This is a genomic window from Streptomyces avidinii (assembly GCF_014650695.1).
In the GTDB taxonomy this organism is placed as follows: domain Bacteria; phylum Actinomycetota; class Actinomycetes; order Streptomycetales; family Streptomycetaceae; genus Streptomyces; species Streptomyces avidinii.
This window is the reverse complement of the sequence record NZ_BMVL01000007.1, coordinates 120,497-144,348: the sequence shown is the minus strand read 5'-3', so window position 1 is coordinate 144,348 and position 23,852 is coordinate 120,497. Positions and strand designations below refer to the sequence as shown.

The following is a 23,852-nucleotide window of genomic DNA, read 5'->3' as shown; positions in this document are numbered from 1 at the left end:
GAGCAGCAGACATGGACAGCAGCAGCACGAATCAGCGGCGAATGCGCTCCGGCGCGGTCGCACTCGGCGGCATGGGCCTGCTCGCGGCCACGCTCGTGGCCTGCGGCAGCAGCGACGAACCGGACAAGCGCTGCGCCTCCCGCTCCACGTTGCAGCACCTGAACAACAAGGAGTGCAAGAGCGGCGGCACCGGCGCGTACTACTACGGCGGCAACGTCAGCGCCGGCAAGGTCTCCGGCGGCAGTTTCGACAAGTCCGCCGTCACCCGCGGCGGCATCGGCGGCCACAAGAGCTCCGGCTCCAGCGGCGGCTGACCGCCACCATGGAGCGGAACACCATCGAGCCCCGTCCCGGCTGGCAGAAGACGGTCGAGGAGCAGGGGGTGATCTATCCCCTCACCCGGTACCCCGACGACTCCCTGCGCCCCTACTGGGACGAGAGCGCGTACTACTCCTTCTCGCTCCCCGAGGTCGAGGCCCTGGAGAACGTCGTCGAGGAGCTGCACGCCATGTGCCTGGCCGCGGCCGCGCACATCGTCGAGCACGACCGCTTCGAGGACCTCGGCATCACGGATCCGAAACTGGCCGCGCAGATCGCCGAGTCCTGGCGGCGCCGCGCCGAACAGCCCTCCCTCTACGGCCGTTTCGACCTGCGCTACGACGGCACCGGCAGCCCGGCCAAGATGCTGGAGTACAACGCCGACACCCCCACCTCCCTCGTGGAGGCGGCCAGCCCGCAGTGGTTCTGGATGGAGGAGCGCTTCCCCGGCGCCGACCAGTGGAACTCCCTCCACGAGCGCCTCGTCGACGCCTGGCGGCGCCAGGCCGAGCTGCTCCCGCCCGGCCCGCTGCACTTCGCGCACTCCGAGACCGACGAGCTCGGCGAGGACCTGATGACGGTCGCCTACCTCCAGGAGACCGCCGAGCAGGCCGGCCTGGACACCCAGGCGCTCTCCGTCGAGCAGATCGGCTGGGACAGCCTGTCCGGCCGGTTCGTGGACGAGAAGCTCCGCTTCATCCGCTCCTGCTTCAAGCTCTACCCGTGGGAGTGGCTGGCGACGGACGATTTCGGCCCGCACGTGCTCGGCACGTACGACCACGGCGGCGGCTCCGGCACCACCTGCTGGATCGAGCCCCTGTGGAAGATGCTGCTGTCCAACAAGGCGCTGCTCGCGATCCTGTGGGAGCTCTTCCCGGACCACCCCAACCTGCTGCCCGCCTACCTGGACGGCCCGCGCGAACTGGCCGAGCCCGGGTCCACCGGCTACGTGGCCAAGCCCCTCCTCGGCCGTGAGGGCGCGGGAGTCACCCTCCACGCGGCGGGCGGGGGCGGTGAGCCGTTCGTACCGGAGGAGGGGGAACGGTACTGCTTCCAGGGCCTGGCCCCGCTGCCCGACTTCGACGGCAACCGGGTGGTGCTCGGCGCGTGGGTCGTCGAGGACGAGGCGGCGGGGCTCGGCATCCGCGAATCGGCGGGGCCGGTCACGGACGAGTACGCCCGCTTCCTGCCCCACGTCATCCTCTAGGGCCTGTACTGCCGGGGCCCGTACTGCGCGTGGCGAGCGCGCCCTACGCGCCGAGCACCGATCGGAGCTGGTCCAGGCCCCAGTCCAGGTCCTCCTTGCTGATCACCAGCGGCGGGGCGATCCGGATCGTCGACCCGTGGGTGTCCTTCACGAGCACCCCGAGCTCCATCAGCTTCTCGGAGATCTCCCGGCCCGTGCCCCGCGACGGATCGATGTCGACGCCCGCCCACAGCCCGCGGCCGCGTACGGCGGTCACCGCGCCCCCGCCGACCAGCAGGTTCAGCTCACGGTGCAGGTGCTCGCCCAGCTCGGTGGCGCGACCCTGGAACTCCCCGGTCCGCAGCATCGCGATCACCTCCAGGGCGACCGCGCACGCGAGCGGGTTCCCGCCGAAGGTGGACCCGTGCTCGCCGGGCCGGAACACCCCGAGCACGTCCCGGTCGGCCACGACGGCCGAGACCGGAACCACGCCGCCGCCGAGCGCCTTGCCGAGGATGTACACGTCCGGGACGACGCCCTCGTGCTCGCACGCGAAGGTCCGGCCCGTGCGCCCCAGCCCCGACTGGATCTCGTCCGCCATGAAGAGGACGTTCCGCTCGCGGGTCAGCTCCCGTACGCCGCGCAGGTACCCGGCGGGCGGCACCAGCACCCCCGCCTCGCCCTGGATCGGCTCCAGCAGCACGGCCACCGTGTTCTCGGTGACGGCGTGCGCCAGCGCGGTGAGGTCCCCGTACGGGACGATCTCGAAGCCCGGCGTGTACGGCCCGAAGTGGTCGCGGGCCTCGTGGTCCGTGGAGAAGGACACGATGGTCGTGGTCCGCCCGTGGAAGTTGTCGGCGGCGACCACGATCTTGGCGTGCCCGTCCGGGACGCCCTTGACCTCGTAGCCCCACTTGCGGGCGGTCTTCACCGCCGTCTCCACGGCCTCCGCCCCCGTGTTCATGGGAAGCACCATCTCCTTGCCGCACAGCGCGGCGAGCTCGGTACAGAACTCGGCGAAGCGGTCGTGGTGGAAGGCGCGCGAGGTGAGCGTGACCCGTTCCAGCTGGGCACGGGCGGCGTCGATCAGACGGCGGTTGCCGTGACCGAAGTTGAGGGCCGAGTACCCGGCGAGCATGTCGAGGTATCTGCGGCCCTCGATATCGGTCATCCAGGCGCCTTCCGCGGACGCGACGACCAGGGGCAGCGGATGGTAGTTGTGCGCGCTGTGCGCGTCTGCGGAGCGGATGGCATCAGCAGTTGTCGACACGGGGTCTCCGATCGTCCGTCCGGCGCGGTGGAGCGCCGGGTGAAGCGGTGACGAGGGTGGCGTCACCTTCTTATCGTCGCTCGAATACCGGACGCAGAAACCTCTCTTCCGGCGCGCCCGCTAAGGTGTCCGGTACGCACGGCGACTGGCGTACGGAGAACCAACTCCGGGGGAGTCGTGCGCGCTCGACCGCATACAGGGCCGCTCGCCTGGGCCTCGCGGGGTACCGATCACATCGACCCCGGAGGAGCCCGCCATGTCCGCGAGCCGCCATCCCGCCCTTTTCGCGACCGACCCCGAGCTGGCGTCGTTCGTCGCGGCGGAGGAAGTGCTGCAGGCACAGACCCTGCGCCTGATCCCCAGTGAGAACTACGTGTCCGCGGCCGTGCTCGAAGCGTCCGGCACCGTGCTGCAGAACAAGTACAGCGAGGGCTACCCCGGCCGCCGCTACTACGAGGGCCAGCAGAACATCGACCGCGTCGAGGCGCTGGCCGTCGAGCGGGCCAAGGGCCTGTTCGGCGTGGACCACGCCAACGTGCAGCCGTACTCCGGCTCGCCCGCCAACCTGGCCGTGTACCTGGCCTTCGCGAAGCCGGGCGACACCGTGATGGGCATGGCCCTGCCGATGGGCGGGCACCTGACGCACGGCTGGGGCGTCTCGGCGACCGGTTCCTGGTTCCGGGGCGTCCAGTACGGCGTACGGGCGGACACCGGGCTGATCGACTACGACGCGGTGCGTGACCTGGCCCTCGCCGAGCGGCCCAAGCTGATCTTCTGCGGCGGCACCGCCCTGCCGAGGACCATCGACTTCGCCGCCTTCGCGGAGATCGCGCGCGAGGCGGGTTCGATCCTGGTCGCGGACGTGGCCCACATCGCGGGCCTGATCGCGGGTGGCGCGCACCCGTCCCCGGCGGACCACGTCGACGTCGTCTCGACCACCACGCACAAGACCCTGCGCGGTCCGCGGGGCGCGATGCTGATGTGCCGGGAGGAGCACGCGAAGGCCATCGACAAGGCGGTCTTCCCGGGCCTCCAGGGCGGCCCGCACAACCAGACGACGGCCGGTATCGCGGTGGCGCTGCACGAGGCCGCGCAGCCGTCGTTCGTCTCATACGCCCACGCGGTCGTCGCCAATGCCAGGGCGCTGGCCGCGGCGCTCCTGCAGAGGGGCTTCGACCTGGTCTCGGGCGGTACGGACAACCACCTGATCCTGATCGACCTGACGGGCAAGGACGTACCCGGCAAGATCGCCGCCAAGGCCCTGGACCGGGCGGGCATCGTCGTGAACTACAACACGGTGCCGTTCGACCCGCGCAAGCCGTTCGATCCCTCGGGGGTGCGGATCGGTACGCCGTCGCTGACGTCCCGCGGGCTGTCCACCGAGCACATGCCGCTGGTGGCCGACTGGATCGCCCGGTCCGTGGACGCCGCCGCGAAGGGGGACGAGCAGGCGCTCGCCGCGATCCGGGCCGAGGTCACGGACCTGATGGCTGCCTTCCCGGCCCCTGGGCTTCCGCTGTCCTGACCTGCGGCCCGGCTGCCGGGGGCGCTGCCCCCGGACCCCCGCGCCTCAGACGCCGGCGGGGCTGGATTTCCGGCCCGCCGGCGATCGGGGCGCGGGTGCGGGCGGCGCCCGCGGAGCCCCGCGCAGCGGTCTCGGCCCGACCCGCCCCGGAACGGAAATCGGTCGCTCGGCCGGGGCCGGATCCGGCCGACGGCGGGCACGGGCCCGCCCCCGCACCTGAGAGAATGAAGCCATGGCTTCTGATCGTCCTCGCGCGCTCTCCGGCATCCAGCCCACCTCCGGCTCGTTCCACCTCGGGAACTACCTCGGAGCCATCCGCCAGTACGTCGCCCTGCAGGAGACGCACGACGCCTTCTACATGGTGGTCGACCTGCACGCGATCACCATGCCGCAGGATCCGAAGGACCTGCGCGCGAACACCCGCCTGTCCGCCGCCCAGCTGCTCGCCGCCGGCCTGGACCCCGAGCGCTGCACGCTCTTCGTCCAGAGCCACGTGCCCGAGCACGCGCAGCTCGGCTGGGTCATGAACTGCATCACCGGTTTCGGTGAGGCCAGCCGCATGACCCAGTTCAAGGACAAGTCCGCCAAGGGCGGCGTCAACAGCGCCAGCGTCGGCCTGTTCACGTACCCGATCCTCCAGGTCGCCGACATCCTGCTGTACCAGGCGAACGCGGTCCCCGTCGGCGAGGACCAGCGCCAGCACATCGAGCTGACCCGCGACCTGGCGGAGCGCTTCAACCAGCGCTACGGCCGGACCTTCACCCTGCCCGCCGCGCACATCGTCAAGGAGGTCGCGAAGATCTACGACCTCCAGGACCCGGCGATCAAGATGTCGAAGTCCGCGTCGTCCCCCAAGGGCCTGATCAACCTCCTCGACGAGCCCAAGGTCACCGAGAAGAAGATCAAGAGCGCGGTCACCGACACCGAGGCGGAGATCCGCTTCGACCCGGAGAAGAAGCCCGGCGTCAGCAACCTGCTCACGATCTACTCCACCCTCACGGGCGAGACGATCGCCGAGCTGGAGGCCCGGTACGAGGGCAAGGGCTACGGCGCGCTGAAGACCGACCTGGCCGGCGTGATGGTCGATTTCGTCACACCCTTCAAGCAGCGCACCCAGCAATACCTCGACGACCCCGAGACGCTGGATTCGCTCCTGGCCAAGGGCGCGGAGAAGGCCCGCGCGGTCGCCGCCGAGACGCTCGCGCAGGCCTATGACCGCCTCGGTCTGCTGCCCGCCAAGCACTGACGAACGCAACTACGGACAGAGAGCCCTGGCACGAACGGGGGTGCTGCCGCCACACTGGGGCGGCAGCAGTCCACAGCGACAACCGGAGGAGAGACACGTGGGGACCGTAACGCTCGGCGTTTCGATCGCGGTCCCGGAGCCGTACGGCAGCCAGCTCCAGGAGCTGCGCGCGGGCTTCGGGGACGCCGCCGCGCACGGCATCCCCACGCACGTCACCCTCGTCCCGCCGACCGAGGTGGAGGCGGACCGCCTGCCCGCGATCAGGGCCCACCTGGTCGAGGTCGCGGCCGCCTTCCGGTCCTTCCGGATGCGGCTGGGCGGCACGGGGACCTTCCGTCCCGTCTCGCCGGTCGTCTTCGTCAAGATCGTCGACGGGGCCGGCGGCTGCAACCGCCTCCAGAGCGAGGTCCGCGACCCCGACGGGCCGCTCAGCCGCGACCTGGCGTTCCCGTACCACCCGCACGTCACGGTCGCCCACGGGATCTCCGAGGAGTCGATGGACCTGGCGTTCACGACCCTCGCCGAGTACGCCGCCGAGTGGATCTGCGAGGGCTTCGCGCTCTACGAGCAGGGCTCGGACGGGGTCTGGCGCAAGCTGCGCGAGTACCCCTTCGGGAGCGGGCCGAGCTGCGTCCCGGCGCAGGCGGGCTCAGCCGCCGACCAGGCGGCCGGGACGGCCGGCGCCGCCGGATCCTGACGGAGCGGGCGCGGGGCCAGGGGCAGCGCAAGCCGGGCGATGCGCCGGGCACGGAATCTCAGCCTTCGCAGGACCAGGGTGTGGAACGGGCGACCCGTGGGGCGCGCTTCGGAAAAAGTCACAATCGAGGACCGTAGCCGCCGCAAGCGACAATCCCGGCTATTTCCGGCGGCTGAATTACGGTGACCCCATGGACTGGCTGACGAAACTCCCGGTGATCGGGCCGCTCGCGTCCCGTCTGATGCGGACGCACGCGTGGCGTTCGTACCAACGCCTCGACCGCGTGCACTGGACCCGTCTCGCCGCCGCGATCACCTTCATCAGCTTCCTCGCACTCTTCCCCCTGATCACCGTGGCCGCCGCGGTCGGCGCGGCGCTGCTCAGCCCCGAACAGCTCGACCGGCTGGAGAAGACCCTCTCCGAACAGGTCCCCGGCATCTCCGACCAGCTCAACATCGAGGGACTCGTCGCCAACGCGGGTACGGTCGGACTCGTCGCCGGCGCCGTCCTGCTGCTCACCGGCATCGGCTGGGTGGGCTCCATGCGGGACTGCCTGCGCGCGGTCTGGGAGAAGGACGACGAGGACGACGGGAACCCGTTCGCCCGCAAGGGCAAGGACACCCTCGTCCTCCTGGGCCTCGGCGGGGTCGGCCTGGCCTCCGCCGCCGCCTCCATCCTGGGATCCAGCGCGGTCGGAAAGTCCGCCGACTGGCTCGGCATCCCGCGCGAGGGCGCGGGCGGCGCGCTGCTGCGCACCTTCGCCTTCCTGGTCGGTGTCGTGGCCGCCTTCCTGCTGCTGCTCTACGTCCTGACCCTGCTCCCGGGCGTCGAACCGCCGCGCGGCCGGCTGATCCAGGCGGCCCTGATCGGCGCGGCCGGCTTCGAACTGCTGAAACTGCTGCTCAGCGGCTATATGCGGGAGGTCGCCGCGAAGAGCATGTACGGGGCCTTCGGCGTGCCGATCGCCCTGCTGCTCTGGATCAACTTCACGGCGAAACTGCTGCTGTTCGTCGCTTCCTGGACGGCCACGCGCGACGACGAGGACGGCGACGGCGCAACGGACCCTCCGGCCGCTCCCGCGGCCCCGGAGCCCCGGTCCCCCGCACCCGCCTGAGCGGGGCCGGGGCGCCGGGACGGGACGCGCCGGTGGCGCACCGGTGTGGGGCCCGGTGCGCCACTGGAGTACCACGGACGGGCGTGCTACCAGGTGCCGTTGCCGCAGCCGTACACCCAGCGGTGCGAGGCGGCGTTGTCGTGGACCTTGTCGCCCAGGCCGCGGTTGTCGCCGTTGCGCGTCCAGCTGAACTTGTTCGCGTTGTTGCGCAGGTTCCACTCCGTGCCGTAGCCGATGCAGGCGTAGGCGCCGGAGTTGTCGTCACCCCAGTAGATGTTGACGTGGTGGCGGCCGACGGCGACGCCGGAGTTGCGGACCCAGTCGACCTTGTTCTTGACCTGGGCCGGCCACGAGGACGAGCCGCCGCCCTCCTGGTAGAGGTAGTTGGTGTCGTCCGCGTACGCGCAGAAATTGCCGGAGCCGCAGCCGCCGTCGGCCTGGGCCGCGGTCGGAACGGCCACTACCGCCGCGCCGGCGATCGCGAGACCCGCGAGGAGCGTCCTGAGCTTGTTCATGGGGTTCCCTCCCAGTTGTACCGGTTGTACCGTGCGTGGTTCACCGCCGGTCGGCGGTACGCGATGTCAGCTCCCGGAATGCCGGGCGACCACATCGCGAGCTGTGGGCAGGGCCGCCACCTGCATCCGCCGCATGGCGTCGAAGGCGGCCCGGTTCTCGGCGCGGATCCTGTCCGAAAGACGTTCGTGCAGGTCCTGCGCGGTGTCGGCGAATCCGGTCGAGCGGGCGCACTCGGCCTGGGCGACCGCCATCGGCACGTCCTGCGCCTCGGCCTCCGGGCCGGTCCGCGCCAGTTGTTCCTCGCGCTGGCGGACCGGGTGCCCGGCCGGGAAGCCGCGCCCGCCGACGCACGCGCTCCAGGCGGCCAGCGCCTTCCCGAAGGCGGGGTCCTGGTTGACCCGGCCGGTGCGCACCGCGGTCAGCTGGTTCGCCGTCTCGCTGGAGCGGTACCAGGCGCGCACGTCCCCGTAGAGCGTCCGCCAGGACTCGGTGACGCAGCCGCGGTCGCTGTGGCTCAGGGTGCCGCCGAGCGGGCTCTTCACCTCCAGCCCCGTGGGCTCCGGCCCGAGGAGGGCCGCGCCCATCGCGTCCCGCTGCCCGTCGGAGAGGCCGCGTACGTACTGCCCGGCCGGGCCCGAGGCCGCCTGCTCGTCCAGCTGCCGTTCGATCCCGCGCCCGAAGCCGTGGCCGCGGGCCCAGTCCACGTCGTCCACCCCGTACTGGAAGTCCCGGTAGTCCGGGTGCGGCACGCGCGGGACCGGCCAGTACGAGAATCCCCGCGCGCGCATGCAGTCCTGTACGAGCAGCTCCCCGGCGGTGTGCAGCAGGTCCAGCTCGGCGGTGTCCACCGCGCGCGCCGGGGCCCGCTCCCCGGCACCCCCTCCCGGAAGGCCGGTCCAGGCGGCCACCGCGAGCAGCGCGCCGCAGGCCGCGAGGGAGGCGGCGATCCAGCCCCGCCGGGCGGTGGTCAGCACGGGGTCCTCACGCCGCCGGTCGCGTCGCCCTTCAGGTAGATCCCGCTGACGTAGCCGACACCGCCGGCGGCGAGCGGGAGGCGTACCCACTTGTCGTTGGTGACGCCCTCCGCGGTGACCGACTCGCCCGTGACCCAGCACGACGCCGGGTAGGAGTTGCCGGCGTAGACCTTGCTCACGATGTCGCAGGAGCGCCGGGCGCACGCGCGCACATTGGCCTCCGCCCAGGCCGTGACGGTGGTGCCGGGGTCCTCGCCCGGCTGGAAGGTGACGTCCACCCAGCCGTTGCCGGTCATGCCGAGCCCGTCCCAGAAGGTGCCGTCGGCCAGGTCGATGCCGGCCGGGTTGGCCACCTGCCGGCCGAACTCGTCGCGGCCCCCGTTGTAGCCGTTCTGGGAGGCGGCCTGGGCCTCGGGCCGGCCCTGCGGCAGGTCGTTCCACATCTGCCGGACCGACGGCGGGCTCCAGTAGTCGTCCTTGGTGTTCCAGGGACCCACGTCCCAGACCGGCGCTGTCTCGCACCGGGTGCCGTTGCAGACGCGGACGGTGTACTCGCGTCCGCCGTCGGAGGCCAGCATCCGGCGCGAGGGCAGTGCCACGAAGTGGTCGCGGGGCTTGATCACGTGCCCGTTGGCGGTGGTCCCGCCGACCAGCCCCTCCCGGGTCGCGAACAGCCGGTAGGTGGCCCCGGCCGTGGCCGCCGCCCCCGACTCCGCCGCCTCGGCGTGGGTGTTCCAGGAGGTCAGGGTCACCCCCGAGACCGTGGGCGCCCCGCCGTCGGCCCCGCCCTGCAGGCTCACCCGGGTCTGCAGCGAGGACACCGGTCGCGGCAGCCGGATCCGCCCGTCCGCGCCCGCCTCCCGCCACTGCGTCCAGGACCCCGCCGCGTCCCGGCCGCGGACCTCCACCAGGGCGGCCGTCCCCGTCGGGGTGTCGGCGTCGGCCTCCACCCGTACCGCCGACACCCACCGCCCGGCCGGTATCTCCGGCGCGGTGTACGTGCCGCGCCCACCCGCGGGCGGCGCGGTGCGCCGCTGTCCGGCCGGGCCGCCGTGCGCCAACGTCAGCCCGACCCCCGTGCGGACGACGTTGCTCTGCTCGGCAGCGGCCGCGTCCAGCCGAACCCGCCACCGATCCGTGGGCCCCTCCTGCGGCGTCCCCTGCGCGTGCGACGCGGTCGGGTTCGCCACCAGGACCGCACAGGCCACCATGACGACGGCCGACCATCTCCTCCGCATGGGAGGACCCCCTTCCCGAAGGCTCCTTGCCGACGGGAATGAGCAAACCGTGTCGAAGTCCTCTGCAGAACCTGTGAGTTGATAGGTGGCGCGGGCCCGGGAACCGGGCTAGGTCGTCTCTTTCGGATCCTGCCGGGCCACCACACACGACCGCCCCCCGGCCGCCGGCGCGGACGGGGGGCGGAGGCGACGGCGAGAGGGCGGCTCGGCGGGCGGGCGGTCAGACCAGGTCCTCGCCCCGGCTGCGGCGGCCGCGCGGCCAGCGACGGTTGATCACGAAGGCGCCCCCCGCCAGTACGGCCAGCGCGCCACCCGCGACGCCCAGCGCGGTGCCCGCACCGCCGCCCGCACCCTTGCCGGCCGCCGACGAGTTCTCGTGCGACTGGGCCGGGGAGCCGTGCGAGGAGGTGTCCTCGCTCTTCGGCGGTACCAGTTCACCCACCGGCTTGACCTTGCCGGCCGCCGAGAAACCCCAGTCGAAGAGCGCGGCGGTCTCCTCGTAGACCGAGTTCGCGCCGCCCGCGTCCGGGTTCATCACCGTGACCAGCAGCTTCCTGGCCCCCTGCTGCGCGGCGCCGGTGAAGGTGGAGCCGGCCATGGTGGTGTTGCCGTTCTTCACCCCGGCAATGCCCTTGTAGGGGGAGATGCCGCCCGCGCCGGTCATCAGCCGGTTGGTGTTCTGGATCTCGAAGTAGTCGCGGGGCTTCCCGGCCTCCTGCAGGCCGGGGAACTTCGCGCTCACCGTGCCGCAGTACTCCCTGAAGTCCTGCTTCTGCAGTCCGGAGCGGGCGACGAGCGTCAGGTCGTACGCGCTCGACACCTGCTCCGGTGCGTCGTACCCGTCCGGGGACACCACGTGGGTGTCGAGGGCCTGCAGCTCCTCGGCGTGGGCCTGCATGTCCTTGACGGTCTTCTCGACGCCGCCGTTCATGGCCGACAGCACATGCACCGCGTCGTTCCCCGACCGCAGGAAGACCCCGAGCCACAGGTCGTGGACGGAGTAGTCGTGGTCCTCCTTGACGCCGACCAGACTGCTGCCCTGGCCCACGCCCTCCATGTCCGCCTCGGTGACCTTGTGGACCTGGTCCTTGGGCAGGCTCGGCAGCACGGTGTCCGCGAAGAGCATCTTCATGGTCGAGGCCGGGGGCAGCCGCCAGTGCGCGTTGTGCGCGGCCAGCACCTCGCCGGACTCGGCGTCCGCCACGATCCACGACCGCCCCGTGAGGTTCGCCGGGAGCTGGGGCGCGCCCGGCAGCAGGTTCACCTGGGTCCCCGGCTGGCCGAGCAGCGACCCGCCGACCGTGGACATCGAGACGGGCGGCGCGGGTGCCGCCTTGGCCTTGGGCGGCCGGCTCTTTCCGTCGGCCGGGGGGCTCGGCGCGGCGTGTGCGGGAGCCACCAGCATGGTGGGGACCAGCAACGCGGCGGATAGGACCGTCAGCGCGGTCGTCTTGGCAGACACGCAGGTGAAAGTACCTCCCGATGAGCTGGATGGGGTCGCGGACCGGCCCATTCGCGGCAACCACCCCCGGGACAGCCCACCCCGGCGCGTCCGTCCTGGGGACGAATCCGATACTGAAGCCATGAGACTCAGTCGTACCGCCTCCTGGTTCCTGCTCGCGTTCGGAGTGTGGAGCTGGATCATCTGGGTGTCTTTCGTCCGGAACCTGTGGAAGAACGGCAGTGGTCTTGCCTTCGATGCGGCGGGCGATCCCACTTCCTACTTCTGGGTGCACCTGACGCTCGCGGTGACGTCCTTTCTCCTGGGGACGGTGGTCGGTGTGATCGGGTTGCGCGGGGTCCGGGCCCTGCGTCGTGAATCACGTGCGGACGGCGCCGGAACGGATGTCCGGGCATGACGATCTTGATCTTCGCCCTCGTCGCGCTGGCGGTCTGCGCCCTGCTCGTCCTGGTGCACCGCTGGCTCTGGATCCGCCTGGTCCGCGACACCACGGCCCCCGGCCGGCTGCCCCGGCGCATCGGCACGGCCTTGACCATCGCCCTGCCCCTCCTCTCTGTGGCCGCGCTGACCACGGGCCGCGCCGGCGCCCCCTTCTGGCTCCAGCAGACGGTGGCCTGGCCCGGGTACCTCTGGCTCGCGGTACTCCTGTATCTGACCCTGACGATGCTGGTCGCGGAGCCGATCCGCGCGCTGTTGCTCCGCCGTCTGGCCCACCGCGACCCCTCCGGGGCGGAATCCGACGCGCCGCGGACCGTGGAGGTGTCGGCCGCCGCGGCGTCCGCGGCCTCCACGGTCACCGCCGAGCAGCCCGCCACCGACGAGCGGTCGGAGACCGGTGAGGGTCTCACCCGCCGCCGGTTCGTCGCCCGGACGGTCGGCGGGGCGGCCGCCGCCGTGGCCGTCGGCACGGTCGGGGCCGGGACCTACGGGGTCCTGCGCGGGCCGCGCGTGAAGCGGGTCCAGGTCCCCCTCGCCAAACTGCCGCGTGCGGCGCACGGCTTCCGGATCGCCGTCGTCAGCGACGTGCACCTCGGCCCGGTGCTCGGCCGCGCCCACACCCAGCGCATCGTCGACACCGTCAACCGCACCCAGCCCGACCTCATCGCGATCGTCGGCGACCTCGTCGACGGCAGCGTCCCCGACCTCGGGCACGCCGCGGAGCCGCTGCGCCGGCTCGCCGCCCGCCACGGCTCGTACTTCGTCACCGGCAACCACGAGTACTTCTCCGGTGCCCAGCAGTGGATCGACCACGTCCGCGAGCTCGGGCTGACGCCGCTGGAGAACGCCCGCCGGGAGCTGCCGCACTTCGACCTCGCCGGGGTCAACGACATCCAGGGCGAACGGGAGGGGAAGGGACCCGACTTCGGCGCGGCCCTCGGTGACCGGGACCGCTCGCGGGCCGCCGTACTCCTCGCGCACCAGCCCGTCGTCATCCACGACGCCGTCCGCCACGGCGTCGACCTCCAGCTCTCCGGCCACACCCACGGCGGCCAGCTCTGGCCCGGCAACTACCTCGCCGAGCTCGCCAACCCCACCGTCGCCGGCCTGGAACGCTACGGCGACACCCAGCTCTACGTGTCCCGCGGGGCCGGGGCCTGGGGGCCGCCGGTCCGGGTGGGCGCGCCGTCCGACATCACCGTCGTCGAACTCGCCTCATATCAGGCCTGACCCGCACCAAGCGTCGGATCGCCCGCCCCGACCGACCTTCCGGACGCCAATATTCCGTGATGGGATGACCGTTAATCGGACAGCGCGTCGCTGTCATCGGGTCACGGGGTGGGGTTCAGGGATGCGGTCTGTCCGCTCGAAGATAATCGCGGCCGGGCTGGTCCTCGGCGTGGCAGGCGTCGGCGCCTGGCAGTTGCTGCCCGAGGACGGCAACGGCCGCGGAGCCGTCCGGGTCGGCACGAGCGACGTCGTCTCCTCGCTGGACCCCGCCGGGGCGTACGACGCGGGCTCCTGGGCCCTGTTCAGCAACATCTACCAGTCGCTGCTGACCATCAAGCCCGGCTCGGACGCCCCCGTACCGGATGCCGCCGCCTCCTGCGGCTTCGTCGGCCAGAAGCTCACCACCTACCGGTGCGAGCTCCGCCCCGATGTGAAGTTCGCGGGCGGCCGCACCGTCACCGCCGAGGACGTCAAGCACTCCTTCGACCGGATCAAGGCCATCAACTCCGACCAGGGTCCGGCTCCCCTCTTCAACACCCTGGAGTCGGTCAAGGCCGAGGGGCGCACGGTCACCTTCAACCTCTCCGCCGGCGACGCCACCTTCCCCTTCAAGATCGCGACGGGCGCGGCCTCGATCGTCGACAAGGACACGTACCCGGCGAAGGCCCTGCGCGAGGACGGCAGGGCCGACGGCTCCGGCCCGTACGCACTGGCCGCGTACAAGGCCGGTACGAGTGTCGAGCTCAAGCCCAACACCTCCTACAAGGGGCAGGGCAAGCCCGCCCGCACGCCCGTCACCGTCAAGTACTTCAAGGACTCGCAACAGCTCGACCAGGCCTGGAACACCCACCGGATCGACGTCGCCCACCGGGACATGCCGCCGGCCGTGCTCGCCGGCCTCAACCCCGGTATGAAGGACACCCGCTATCAGGCCTCAGGCGGCAGCGAGATCCGTTCCGTCGTCTTCAACGTCCGCCCCGGCTCCACCGCGGCCCCGCTCGCCGTCCGCCAGGCCGCCGCCGCCGTGCTCGACCGCCCCAAGGTGGCCGCCGAGGTCCACCTGGGCACCGTCACCCCGCTGTACTCCCTGGTCCCGGCGGGCATCGCCGGCCACAGCACGCCGTTCTTCGACGCCTACCCGACGCCCAACGGGGCCACCGCCAAGAAGCTCTTCAAGGACGCCGGCATCACCGCGCCCGTCCATCTGGGCCTCGGCGTGAACGTGCGCGGCGCGAACATGCCCGAGGCCGAGGAGCTCAAGCGGCAGCTGGAGTCCACCGGGCTCTTCCAGGTGACGATCAAGCCGGTCGAGCAGTGGAGCGACTTCCAGAAGGCCTACGCGGCGGGTGAGTTCGACGCCTACACCATCGGCTGGATCGCCGACTTCCCGGACGCCGACAACTTCCTCGCCCCGCTCGTCGGCGTCGACTCGTCCATGAACAACGGATTCTCCGACAAGCGCGTCGACGAGCTCATCACCCGCACCCAGTCCCACTCGGAGCGGGCCGAGGCGGCCTCCGACTTCCGCGAACTCCAGAAGCTGGTCGCCCAGCAGGCTCCGATGGTGCCGATCTGGCAGAAGAAGGACTACGTGATGTCCCGCGAGGGCGTCACCGGAGCCCAGTTCCTCTCCGACGGCACCGGCGTCTGGCGCCTGTGGGAACTCGACTGGCTGTAGCAGCCGCTACGCGGGGTCCGGGTCCGAAGCCTTGCGCCGGGCCCCCGCGGTGGCCGTCTGCGCCATGCCCGGCAGGAAGTCCGCGAACAGTTCGTGCACCTCCCGCACCAGCGGGCGCAGCACCCGGAACCGGGCCAGGACGATGCCCCGCGTCGTCAGCTGCGCGCCGCGCTCGGCGAGCCCGCGCGTCTTCTCGCTGTTCGGGGAGCGGTCGAAGACCCAGTACAGGACCAGGCCCATCTGCGAGAGCCACATCAGCTCCGGCAGTACGTCGGCCAGCTCGGCCGGCACCTTGGTCTTCGCGCCCGCCAGCACCTCGCGGTGGATGTCGATCGCGGCCTGCCGGGCCGCTTCCGATTCCGGCGAGAACGGGCTGAGCGGGCTCTCGGGGTCCGCCGCGTTCTTGAAGAACTGCGAGGCGAACTCGTGGTACGGGGCGGCGATGTCCAGCCAGCTGGTCAGCACGCCCGCGAGCCGCTTCTGCAGATCGGTCTCGCTGTCCAGGATGGGCCGCACCGCCGCCTGGTGGGCGGCGCCGATCCGGTCGTAGAACCCCTGGACCAGGTGTTCCTTCGACTCGAAGTAGTAGTAGGCGTTGCCGACCGAGACGCCGGCCTCCTTCGCGATACCCCGCATCGTCGTCTTGTCGAAGCCGCGCTCCTGGAAGAGGCGGAGCGCGGTCTCGAGAATGAGCGTGCGGGTCTGCTCGCTCTTGGGAGCCTTCTGATCAGTCACGGTGGATGAGCCTATCGGGGGACGGGGCACTGGTCGTCACAGGCCGGTACCTCCGCCCCCTCGGGGTGACCCTCGGTACGCACGGCCTGCCGCCAGGCGGAGGCCGTGTACATCGCCGCCCGGGCGAAGGGCCGCCCGGCCGCGGTCGCCAGCCAGTTCGCCTTCGGCCGGTGCTCGGCCAGCGCCCACAGGCACACGATGAAGGCGTCGGTCCCGGTCCACACCTGCCCCGAGTCCCCGATGACGGTGATCTCCCGCAGCGTCGATGCGTGGTCGAGGCGGGGGAACCGCCGCTGCGCCTCCCACGAAGCGGCGGGGACCAGGGCGAGCGGGACCAGCCACCGCTGCGCGAGCAACCAGTGCCGGATGTGCACGCAGAGCGGGCAGCCGGCGTCGTAGAGGACGGTCAGTCTCCGCACGGGCGCAGGTGCGAGGGCGGGCGCGGCGACGGGCGCCGTGGCGGTGGCGGGCGCGGTGGCGGTGGCGGGCGCGGTGGCGGTGGAGGTCGACACGGCTCAGGCTCCGACCGGCGCGGTCCACCCCTGCGGGGCGACGGGCGGGGTCTGCTGGCGCTCCATGATCCCGCGGCGGCGCATCCGGTTCAGCGCCCACACGTTCCCGAGGTGCATGACCCCGAGCACCAGCAGGACGACGCCGAGCTTGACCGAGAGCGCCTCGAAGAGGGCGCGGGGGGTTTCGATCTCCTGGCTCGACCGGAGGTAGAGGGTCACGAAGCCGATGTTCACGAGGTAGAAGCCGACCACGAGAAGCTGGTTGACGGCGTCCGCGAGCTTCTCGTTGCCGTGCAGGACGTCGCCGATGAACACGCGCCCGTTACGGCTGAGGGTGCGGGCCACCCAGACGGTGAGCGCGATGCTGATGAGCAGGTAGATGACGTACGTGACTACGGTGAGGTCCATGAACCCCAGCCCCCTTGAACGTGTTCAAACTTGCTGACAGGGATGACTGTAGGCCTCTTTTTGAACAAGTTCAAGCGAATGTCTACGGCAGCGCGAAGCCCCCGGGAATCCGCGTACGGACGCCCGGGGGCTTCGTGTTCGGGGTCAGGCGCGCGCCAGGAACTCCAGCATCAGGCGGGTGGTTTCCGCGGGACGCTCCAGCGAGGGGAAGTGGCCCGCCCAGGGCAGTTCGACGCCGTCGGCGCCCGGGATCAGGGAGGGCAGCTCGGCGGCGATGTCGCGGAAGTCCAGGAGGTCGTGCGCCCCGCCGACGACCAGGGTCGCGGCGGTGATCGCGGCCAGGTCCACCTCCGGCTCGGGCAGCTCGTGGCTCCCGGTGACGGTCAGGCCGATCTCGAAGTTCCGCAGCTGCATGGCCCGTACCAGGGCGTGCGCGTCTGCGCCCGCGTCCGGGCCCAGCCAGGTGCGGGCGTTGAACTCGGCGGCGCCGGCCAGATCGCCCGCGTCCAGGAAGACGTCCTCGGCCGCGCCGAACTTCCGCAGCTCCGCACTCGGCTCGTGGCCCGGCCGCGCGGGACAGAGCAGGAGCAGCGAGGAGACCCGCTCCGGATGCAGCGCGGCGACCTGCAGGGCGATCCGGCCGCCGTACGAGCTCCCGACGAGGGCCGCCCGCTGTGCGCCGAGGTGGTCCAGGAGGTCCAGCACGTCACCCGCGTCGCTGTACGGAGCCGTGCCGGCGGGGGAGTCCCCGCAGGTCCGGAAGTCCGGCCGGACCACCCGGAACCCGGCCTCGATCAAGGGCTGCCACTGCGGCTCCCACATCCGCCGGTCGGCCACGGAGGAGTGCAGCAGGACGACGACGGGCCCGTCGGCGGGGCCGTCCACATCATGAGAAACGATCATCCGCTGATCCTCGCGGGGGCGGCGGCTGCGCGCCAGTGCCTTTCGGGGGGTGCACCCCCGGGCCGACCGCACCCCCGCCCCGCCTCACATGCTCATCGACCGCGCATGGTTGACCTGCGACATCACCCACTGGTAGGTGTACGCGTCCACCGCCGGGATCATCGTGGAGTGGTGGCGGCCGCCGCTGGTGACCGTGACCTGGATGTAGCCCGTGGTGGTCTTCTGCTTCATCAACAGGAAGAGCAGGCCGAGCAGGCAGAAGAGGAAGAAGACGATCGCGAGCACGATCGCGTGCGGCGGGATCTTCTCCTCGGTGCGCGAGAAGTCGGTCGCGTTCCACATCGCGCCCTTGAGCGGCATCGTGCCCGACGGGGTGATGATCTGGTCCCCGGCGACGGTGATGTCGCCGAGGGACAGACCGGCTCCGCCGGTCGGGGCCGCCATCGGGTAGGCGGGGGTCGCCATGCCGGCGCCACCGATGGTCGGCTGGTAGGCCGGGGCGGCAGGGTAGGGCTGCGGGTAGCCGTAACTGGCCTCGCCCGGACCCCACCTGTAGTCCCCCTGGCCGGGCGCGCCGGGCTGACCGCCCTGGCCGGCGGGGTCGCTCGTGTACGGATTCGGCTGCTGCTCGCTCATGGCACCGATCCTTCCACAGGGACTCCCGCCCTGTACCCCGGGTCCCCCAACCCAGGTCAGAGCGCCGCGCCGACCGGAGCGGTGAGGTGCGCACCCATCAACTCCCTTTCCCCGCAAGCCGGAAGGAGCAAATGGGCGACCGTGCGGGCATGACGAACAACTGCCGCTGCCGGGCGGGCTTCAGCAGCCGGCCCCGCAGCAGGTTGGTCATGAAGCCTTGCAGGTCGGGGGCGTTGGAAGCGGTGCCGCCCTCGGCCCGGGCAGGTACGGCCCGTTGTCAGTGCTCAGCCCTACTGTCGACGGCATGGGAATGGTGACCTTCGTCGACGAGACGACCGCCGGAGGCCGTGGCGACGGCTGGGCACTGGACATGGCCGAGGAACGGATCGCGCTGCACGAGCTGATCCGGCGCAGGGTCTTCCAGGAGGTCGCGGAGTACCACGCGAAGCGACCGGAGGTCTTCCAGGGGCTGGTGCAGCCGGAGGGGGCCGAGCGGGCCCTGAACGGGTTCGCGCTGCGGACGTCGCGCCGCATCGACCCGGAGAAGCAGACGGAGCTGGCGCTGAAGGCGTTCGAGCGGAACGGCTTCCTGGTGCTGGTGGGGGACCGTCAGGTGGTCGGGCTGTACGAGGAGATCGATCTGCCGTTCGGCGTCGAGGTCACCTTCCTGAAGCTCGTCGCGCTGGTGGGTGGCTGATGGCGACGCGGAGCGCCGAGGCGCTGGATCCGGCCTCGGCCGTCGGGGCGACGGCCGAGGCCTTCCTCCGCAAGGCCGTGCACTCCATGTACCACCCCCCGGCCTTCCAGGCGCAGCTCGACGAGGTGCTGACGCTGCCGGAGCAGGACCGGCGCCGGCTGGTCGAGGAGTTCGCCGACCACTACCGGCGGGGCTCCCACACCGAGCCGGTGCGGGTGAAGCTGCTGACGCTCGTCGTGCTCGTCGGCCAGGGCCTGGACGCCCTTCCGCTGGAGGAGGAGCGGGCCGCCCGGCTGGAGGCCCTCTCCCGCTCGCACACGTTCTGGTACGCCGATCGGTACGAGGCCCTGGCCAAGGCCGAGATCGCCGCCGGGCGCACACTCGCCCCGGCCGTCATCGCGACCGTCCGGCGCAGCGCCATGAACGCGCACGGCGACACCGGTCTCGTCGAGTTCGCGGGACAGCTCACCGGGCCCGTGCTCAACGCCGGCGAGGAGTGGGCGGACCGGGCGATGGCGCAGGAGCGCTGGCGCGAGCTGCTCGCGTACGCGCTGACCGCCAGGGCCGCCAAGCCCTCCGCCGCATGGGAGAAGGGCGGCCGGGCGCTCCTCGACCGCCTCGGCGCGGACGCGGTGCGCGAGGCCGTCGTGGGCTGGCTGGCCCTCGTCGGGCGGCCCCGGACCATCGAGCTGGTGCGCGGCGAGTACGAGCCGGACGTCAACAACGCCTTCGACCCGTTCAACGCCGATGCCCTGCGTGGACTGGCCTGGCTGCTGTCCTTCCTGCCGCCGCACCCCGGGACGGTGCGTGCCCTCGGCGCCCTGGTGGAGAGCGCGCTGCGCAAGGCCGCCGGGATCGGCCCGCGCAATCCGAAGGTGGCCAACGCGGCCGTCAACTCCCTTGCCCGCATGGAGGGTGCGGCCGCCCTCGCCGAACTGGCCCGGCTGGGCACCCGGGTGACGTACAAGGGCACCGCCAAGCTCATCGACGCGGCCCTGGAGGCGCGCGCCGCCGCCCTCGGTCTGGGCCGCGAGGAGATCGAGGAACTGGCCGTACCGGCACACGGGTTGACCGAGGTGGGCCGGGCCGAGTTCCGCATGGGCGAGGCCGTCGCACTGCTGGAGGTGCGCGGGAACCGGGCGGTGATCGGCTGGCGCAACGCCGCGGGCAAGCAGGTCAAGAGCGTGCCCGCCACGGTGCGACGGGACCACGCCGAGGAGCTGAAGGAGCTCAAGGCGGCGGCCAAGGACATCGACAAGGCACTGTCCGCGCAGGCGGAGCGGCTGGACGGCCAGTTCCTGGCCCGGCGCCGGTGGGCGTACGGGCAGTGGCGCGCCCGGTACCTGGACCACCCGCTGGTCGGGACTTTGGCCCGGCGGCTGATCTGGACCGTGGACGGCACGGCCGTCGGCTTCGCGGACGGGCAGCTGCGCACACTGACGGGCGAGCCCCTGGCCCGGGGCACCGGGGAGGAGGAGGCCACCGTCGAGCTGTGGCACCCCGTCGGCAGGGAGCCGGCCGAGGTGGTCGCCTGGCGCGAGTGGCTGGAGCGGTATGCCGTGACGCAGCCCTTCAAGCAGGCCCACCGCGAGGTGTACCTGCTGACCGACGCCGAGCGGACCACGGGGACGTACTCGAACCGGTTCGCCGCGCACATCCTGCGCCAGCACCAGTTCCACTCGCTGGCCGCGGTCCGGGGCTGGCGCAACAGGCTGCGCCTGTGCGTGGACGACTGTGCCCCGCCGGCCGTCCGCGAACTGCCGCGGTGGGGGCTGCGCGCCGAGTACTGGATCGAGGGCGAGGGGAGCGAGTACGGGGTCGACACCACCGAGTCGGGCAGCTACCTGCGGCTGCGGACCGACCAGGTGCGCTTCTACCCGATCGACGCCCCGCAGAACGAGGCGAGCACGTACGGCGGCGAGTACACGATGCGGCTGCCGGGCGGCCGGGAGCCCGTCGACCCGCTGCCGCTCGCGGAGATACCGGCGCTGGTGCTGAGCGAGGTGCTGCGGGACGTCGACCTCTTCGTCGGCGTGGCCAGCGTCGGCAACGATCCGACGTGGTCCGACGGCGGACCCGAGGGCCGCTTCCGCGAGTACTGGGCCTCGTACGGCTTCGGCGAGCTGAACCAGAGCGCCGAGACCCGGCGGGTGCTGCTGGAGCGGCTGGTGCCGCGCCTGGCCATCGCCGACCGGTGCACCGTCGAGGGCCGCTTCCTGCACGTACGGGGCGAGCTGCGCACGTACCGGATCCACCTGGGCTCCGGGAACATCCTGATGACGCCCAATGACCAGTACCTGTGCATCGTGCCCGGCGGCTCGGCGGGCACCGCGGGCGCCGACCCCGGCTACCTGCCCTTCGAGGGGGACCGCACCCTCGCGGTCATCCTCTCCAAGGCGATGCTCCTCGCGAAGGACACCGACATCACCGACCCGACGATCACCGGCCAGATCCGCCGCTGATGCCGTGGGGGAACGGCGAGGGCCCCGCCCCCGGACGAACCGGGGACGGGGCCCTCGCACACACGGACCGGAAGGTCAGAAACGGCGCGTGATCAGTGCGCGCTTGACTTCCTGGATCGCCTTCGTGACCTCGATGCCACGCGGGCACGCGTCGGTGCAGTTGAAGGTCGTGCGGCAGCGCCACACGCCGTCCTTGTCGTTCAGGATCTCCAGCCGCTGCTCGCCGGCCTCGTCACGCGAGTCGAAGATGAAGCGGTGCGCGTTGACGATCGCCGCCGGGCCGAAGTACTGGCCGTCGTTCCAGAACACCGGGCACGAGGACGTGCACGCGGCGCACAGGATGCACTTGGTGGTGTCGTCGAAGCGCTCGCGGTCCTCGGCGGACTGCAGACGCTCGCGCGTCGGCTCGTTGCCCTTGGTGACCAGGAACGGCATGACGTCGCGGTACGCCTGGAAGAAGGGCTCCATGTCGACGACAAGGTCCTTCATCACCGTGAGGCCCTTGATGGCCTCGACGGTGATCGGCTTCTCCGGGTTGATGTCCTTGATCAGCGTCTTGCAGGCGAGCCTGTTCTTGCCGTTGATCCGCATCGCGTCGGAGCCGCAGATGCCGTGCGCGCACGAGCGGCGGAAGGTCAGCGTGCCGTCGAGGTCCCACTTGATCTTGTGGAGACCGTCGAGCACGCGCTCCTTCGGGTCGATCTCGACCTGGAAGTCCTGCCACTGAGACTCGTCGGAGATCTCGGGGTTGAAGCGGCGGATCCGGAAGGTGACCGTGATGAAGGGCGAGGCCGCGGCCGCGGCCTCCATCTTGTCCATGGTCGGGGTGGCCATCAGTACTTACGCTCCATCGGCTGGTAGCGGGTGACGACGACGGGCTTGTAGTCCAGCCGGACGGAATCCTTGCCGTCGTCGCCGACCTCGCGGTACGCCATGGTGTGGCGCATGAAGTTGACGTCGTCGCGGTTCGGGTAGTCCTCGCGGTAGTGACCGCCGCGGGACTCCTTGCGCGCCAGCGCGGACACGGCCATGACCTCGGCCAGGTCGAGCAGGTTGCCCAGCTCGATGGCCTCCAGCAGGTCCGTGTTGAAGCGCTTGCCCTTGTCCTGGACGGACACGTTCTTGTAGCGCTCGCGCAGTTCCGCGATCTTCTCGACCGCGGTCTTGATGGTCTGCTCCGTACGGAACACCATCACGCACGCGTCCATCGTCTCCTGGAGCTCCAGACGCAGCTCGGCGACCCGCTCGTTGCCCGTGGAGTTGCGCAGGTGCTCGACGAGGTCGATGACCTGCTGCGCCGGGTTCTCCGGGAGCTCGACGTAGTCGTTCTCCTGCGAGTACCGGGCCGCGGCGATACCGGAGCGCTTGCCGAAGACGTTGATGTCCAGCAGCGAGTTGGTGCCCAGGCGGTTCGCGCCGTGCACCGACACGCACGCGACCTCGCCGGCCGCGTACAGGCCCGGGACGATGGTGGTGTTGTCGCTGAGGACCTCACCCTCGACGTTGGTCGGGATGCCGCCCATGGCGTAGTGCGCGGTGGGCTGGATCGGGATCGGGTCCGTGTACGGCTCGATGCCCAGGTAGGTGCGCGCGAACTCGGTGATGTCCGGGAGCTTCGCGTCGAGCTGCTCCGGCGGCAGGTGCGTCAGGTCCAGGTACACGTGGTCACCGGCCGGACCGCAACCGCGGCCCTCGCGGATCTCGGTGTAGATGGAGCGCGAGACGACGTCACGGGACGCGAGGTCCTTCATGACCGGCGCGTACTTCTCCATGAAGCGCTCGCCGTCCTTGTTGCGGAGGATGCCGCCCTCACCACGGGCGCCCTCCGTCAGCAGGATGCCCATGCGCCAGATGCCCGTCGGGTGGAACTGGAAGAACTCCATGTCCTCCAGCGGCAGGCCGCGGCGGTAGCAGGCCGCCTGGCCGTCACCCGTGAGGGTGTGCGCGTTGGAGGTCACCTTGAAGAACTTGCCGGTGCCGCCGGAGGCGTAGATGACGGCCTTGGCCTGGAACACGTGGATCTCGCCGGTGGCGAGCTCGTACGCGACCACACCGGCCGACTTCTTGACGCCGTCCTCCTCCACCAGGAGCTGGTCCAGGACGTAGAACTCGTTGAAGAATTCCACGCCCTCCTTGACGCAGTTCTGGTAGAGCGTCTGGAGGATCATGTGGCCCGTGCGGTCCGCGGCGTAGCAGGACCGGCGGACCGGGGCCTCGCCGTGGTTGCGCGAGTGACCGCCGAAGCGGCGCTGGTCGATGGTGCCGTCCGGGGTGCGGTTGAACGGCAGGCCCATCTTCTCCAGGTCGAGGACCGCGTCGATGGCCTCCTTCGCCAGGATCTCGGCGGCGTCCTGGTCGACCAGGTAGTCACCGCCCTTGACCGTGTCGAAGGTGTGCCACTCCCAGTTGTCCTCTTCCACGTTGGCCAGCGCGGCGGCCATGCCGCCCTGCGCGGCGCCCGTGTGGGAGCGGGTCGGGTAGAGCTTCGTCAGCACCGCGGTGCGGCTGCGCTTCGTCGACTCGATGGCGGCGCGCATGCCTGCGCCACCTGCGCCGACGATGACGGTGTCGTACTTGTGGATCTTCATTTGGTTCGCCTCAGCCCCG

General features: G+C 71.3%; 23 protein-coding genes and 1 riboswitch. Of the genes, 11 read left to right on the top strand and 12 right to left on the bottom strand.

Going from position 1 to position 23,852, the window contains the following annotated elements:
• The first annotated feature begins 11 nt into the window (after positions 1-11).
• A complete protein-coding gene (locus IE257_RS19760; RefSeq protein ID WP_189970452.1) occupies positions 12-314 on the top strand; it encodes a hypothetical protein in 303 nt (100 codons plus the stop codon).
• A gap of 8 nt (positions 315-322) precedes the next feature.
• The gene (locus IE257_RS19755; protein ID WP_189970450.1) at positions 323-1,525 is read left to right on the top strand and encodes a glutathionylspermidine synthase family protein; all 1,203 of its coding nucleotides are present in this window, start codon (positions 323-325) and stop codon (positions 1,523-1,525) included.
• Between the two features lie 43 nt (positions 1,526-1,568).
• Here IE257_RS19755 and rocD read toward each other — a convergent pair whose 3' ends face one another.
• Positions 1,569-2,774, bottom strand: a complete 1,206-nt coding sequence (rocD, locus tag IE257_RS19750; RefSeq protein WP_189970448.1) for an ornithine--oxo-acid transaminase — start codon at positions 2,772-2,774, stop codon at positions 1,569-1,571.
• Positions 2,775-2,905: 131 nt separating this feature from the next.
• Positions 2,906-2,996: riboswitch (ZMP/ZTP riboswitch) on the top strand.
• Between the two features lie 34 nt (positions 2,997-3,030).
• On the opposite strand from rocD, the gene glyA reads away from it, so the two are divergent.
• The 4 genes from glyA (at position 3,031) to IE257_RS19730 (ending at position 7,356) form a co-directional block, all read left to right on the top strand.
• Positions 3,031-4,299, top strand: coding sequence for a serine hydroxymethyltransferase (gene glyA / locus IE257_RS19745; protein ID WP_189970446.1), 1,269 nt, complete (start codon positions 3,031-3,033; stop codon positions 4,297-4,299).
• A gap of 232 nt (positions 4,300-4,531) precedes the next feature.
• Complete coding sequence (gene trpS, locus IE257_RS19740) at positions 4,532-5,545, top strand: tryptophan--tRNA ligase (RefSeq protein ID WP_189970444.1); 1,014 nt, start codon at positions 4,532-4,534, stop codon at positions 5,543-5,545.
• 97 nt (positions 5,546-5,642) lie between these two features.
• Positions 5,643-6,242 carry a 2'-5' RNA ligase family protein gene (locus IE257_RS19735; protein WP_189970442.1) on the top strand — a complete coding sequence of 200 codons (600 nt, stop codon included), beginning with the start codon at positions 5,643-5,645 and terminating at the stop codon, positions 6,240-6,242.
• 190 nt (positions 6,243-6,432) lie between these two features.
• Positions 6,433-7,356 carry a YihY/virulence factor BrkB family protein gene (locus IE257_RS19730; protein ID WP_189970440.1) on the top strand — a complete coding sequence of 308 codons (924 nt, stop codon included), beginning with the start codon at positions 6,433-6,435 and terminating at the stop codon, positions 7,354-7,356.
• An 86-nt stretch (positions 7,357-7,442) separates the two neighbouring features.
• On the opposite strand, the gene IE257_RS19725 is transcribed toward IE257_RS19730, so the two are convergent.
• From IE257_RS19725 to IE257_RS19710, 4 genes are all read right to left on the bottom strand, one after another.
• On the bottom strand, positions 7,443-7,871 hold the full coding sequence (locus tag IE257_RS19725; RefSeq protein ID WP_189970438.1) for a hypothetical protein: 429 nt from the start codon (positions 7,869-7,871) through the stop codon (positions 7,443-7,445).
• Positions 7,872-7,937: 66 nt separating this feature from the next.
• Positions 7,938-8,846 carry a hypothetical protein gene (locus tag IE257_RS19720; RefSeq protein WP_189970436.1) on the bottom strand — a complete coding sequence of 303 codons (909 nt, stop codon included), beginning with the start codon at positions 8,844-8,846 and terminating at the stop codon, positions 7,938-7,940.
• On the bottom strand, positions 8,840-10,084 hold the full coding sequence (locus IE257_RS19715; protein WP_189970434.1) for an SH3 domain-containing protein: 1,245 nt from the start codon (positions 10,082-10,084) through the stop codon (positions 8,840-8,842). The genes IE257_RS19720 and IE257_RS19715 overlap by 7 nt, the downstream gene beginning before the upstream one ends.
• 220 nt (positions 10,085-10,304) lie before the next feature.
• A complete protein-coding gene (locus tag IE257_RS19710; protein ID WP_505383561.1) occupies positions 10,305-11,489 on the bottom strand; it encodes a D-alanyl-D-alanine carboxypeptidase family protein in 1,185 nt (394 codons plus the stop codon).
• A 178-nt stretch (positions 11,490-11,667) separates the two neighbouring features.
• On the opposite strand from IE257_RS19710, the gene IE257_RS19705 reads away from it, so the two are divergent.
• The 3 genes from IE257_RS19705 (at position 11,668) to IE257_RS19695 (ending at position 14,892) form a co-directional block, all read left to right on the top strand.
• A complete protein-coding gene (locus IE257_RS19705; protein ID WP_189970429.1) occupies positions 11,668-11,943 on the top strand; it encodes an SCO4848 family membrane protein in 276 nt (91 codons plus the stop codon).
• Complete coding sequence (locus tag IE257_RS19700; protein WP_189970427.1) at positions 11,940-13,214, top strand: metallophosphoesterase; 1,275 nt, start codon at positions 11,940-11,942, stop codon at positions 13,212-13,214. Before IE257_RS19705 ends, IE257_RS19700 begins: the two co-directional genes overlap by 4 nt.
• A gap of 121 nt (positions 13,215-13,335) precedes the next feature.
• A complete protein-coding gene (locus IE257_RS19695; RefSeq protein WP_189970425.1) occupies positions 13,336-14,892 on the top strand; it encodes an ABC transporter substrate-binding protein in 1,557 nt (518 codons plus the stop codon).
• A gap of 6 nt (positions 14,893-14,898) precedes the next feature.
• Here IE257_RS19695 and IE257_RS19690 read toward each other — a convergent pair whose 3' ends face one another.
• The 5 genes from IE257_RS19690 to IE257_RS19670 all read right to left on the bottom strand — a co-directional run bounded on the left by IE257_RS19690 (position 14,899) and on the right by IE257_RS19670 (position 18,086).
• Positions 14,899-15,627: a TetR family transcriptional regulator gene (locus IE257_RS19690; RefSeq protein ID WP_189970423.1), complete on the bottom strand. Its 729-nt coding sequence runs from the start codon at positions 15,625-15,627 to the stop codon at positions 14,899-14,901.
• Positions 15,628-15,638: 11 nt separating this feature from the next.
• Positions 15,639-16,046: a thiol-disulfide oxidoreductase DCC family protein gene (locus IE257_RS19685; RefSeq protein ID WP_189970994.1), complete on the bottom strand. Its 408-nt coding sequence runs from the start codon at positions 16,044-16,046 to the stop codon at positions 15,639-15,641.
• A gap of 96 nt (positions 16,047-16,142) precedes the next feature.
• Positions 16,143-16,547 (bottom strand): hypothetical protein, encoded by a 405-nt coding sequence (locus tag IE257_RS19680; RefSeq protein ID WP_189970421.1) that lies wholly within the window; start codon positions 16,545-16,547, stop codon positions 16,143-16,145.
• Between the two features lie 144 nt (positions 16,548-16,691).
• Positions 16,692-17,450 (bottom strand): alpha/beta fold hydrolase, encoded by a 759-nt coding sequence (locus IE257_RS19675; protein WP_189970420.1) that lies wholly within the window; start codon positions 17,448-17,450, stop codon positions 16,692-16,694.
• An 84-nt stretch (positions 17,451-17,534) separates the two neighbouring features.
• Entirely contained in the window at positions 17,535-18,086 is a 552-nt protein-coding gene (locus tag IE257_RS19670) for a hypothetical protein (protein ID WP_189970418.1), read from the bottom strand.
• Positions 18,087-18,390: 304 nt separating this feature from the next.
• Between IE257_RS19670 and IE257_RS19665 the strand changes: the two genes are divergently transcribed.
• Positions 18,391-18,783 (top strand): hypothetical protein, encoded by a 393-nt coding sequence (locus IE257_RS19665; protein ID WP_189970416.1) that lies wholly within the window; start codon positions 18,391-18,393, stop codon positions 18,781-18,783.
• Positions 18,783-21,245: a DUF4132 domain-containing protein gene (locus IE257_RS19660; protein ID WP_189970414.1), complete on the top strand. Its 2,463-nt coding sequence runs from the start codon at positions 18,783-18,785 to the stop codon at positions 21,243-21,245. Before IE257_RS19665 ends, IE257_RS19660 begins: the two co-directional genes overlap by 1 nt.
• Positions 21,246-21,320: 75 nt before the next feature.
• On the opposite strand, the gene IE257_RS19655 is transcribed toward IE257_RS19660, so the two are convergent.
• Positions 21,321-22,079, bottom strand: a complete 759-nt coding sequence (locus IE257_RS19655; protein WP_189970412.1) for a succinate dehydrogenase iron-sulfur subunit — start codon at positions 22,077-22,079, stop codon at positions 21,321-21,323.
• Entirely contained in the window at positions 22,079-23,833 is a 1,755-nt protein-coding gene (sdhA, locus tag IE257_RS19650; protein ID WP_189970409.1) for a succinate dehydrogenase flavoprotein subunit, read from the bottom strand. The genes IE257_RS19655 and sdhA overlap by 1 nt, the downstream gene beginning before the upstream one ends.
• Between the last annotated feature and the right edge of the window lie 19 nt (positions 23,834-23,852).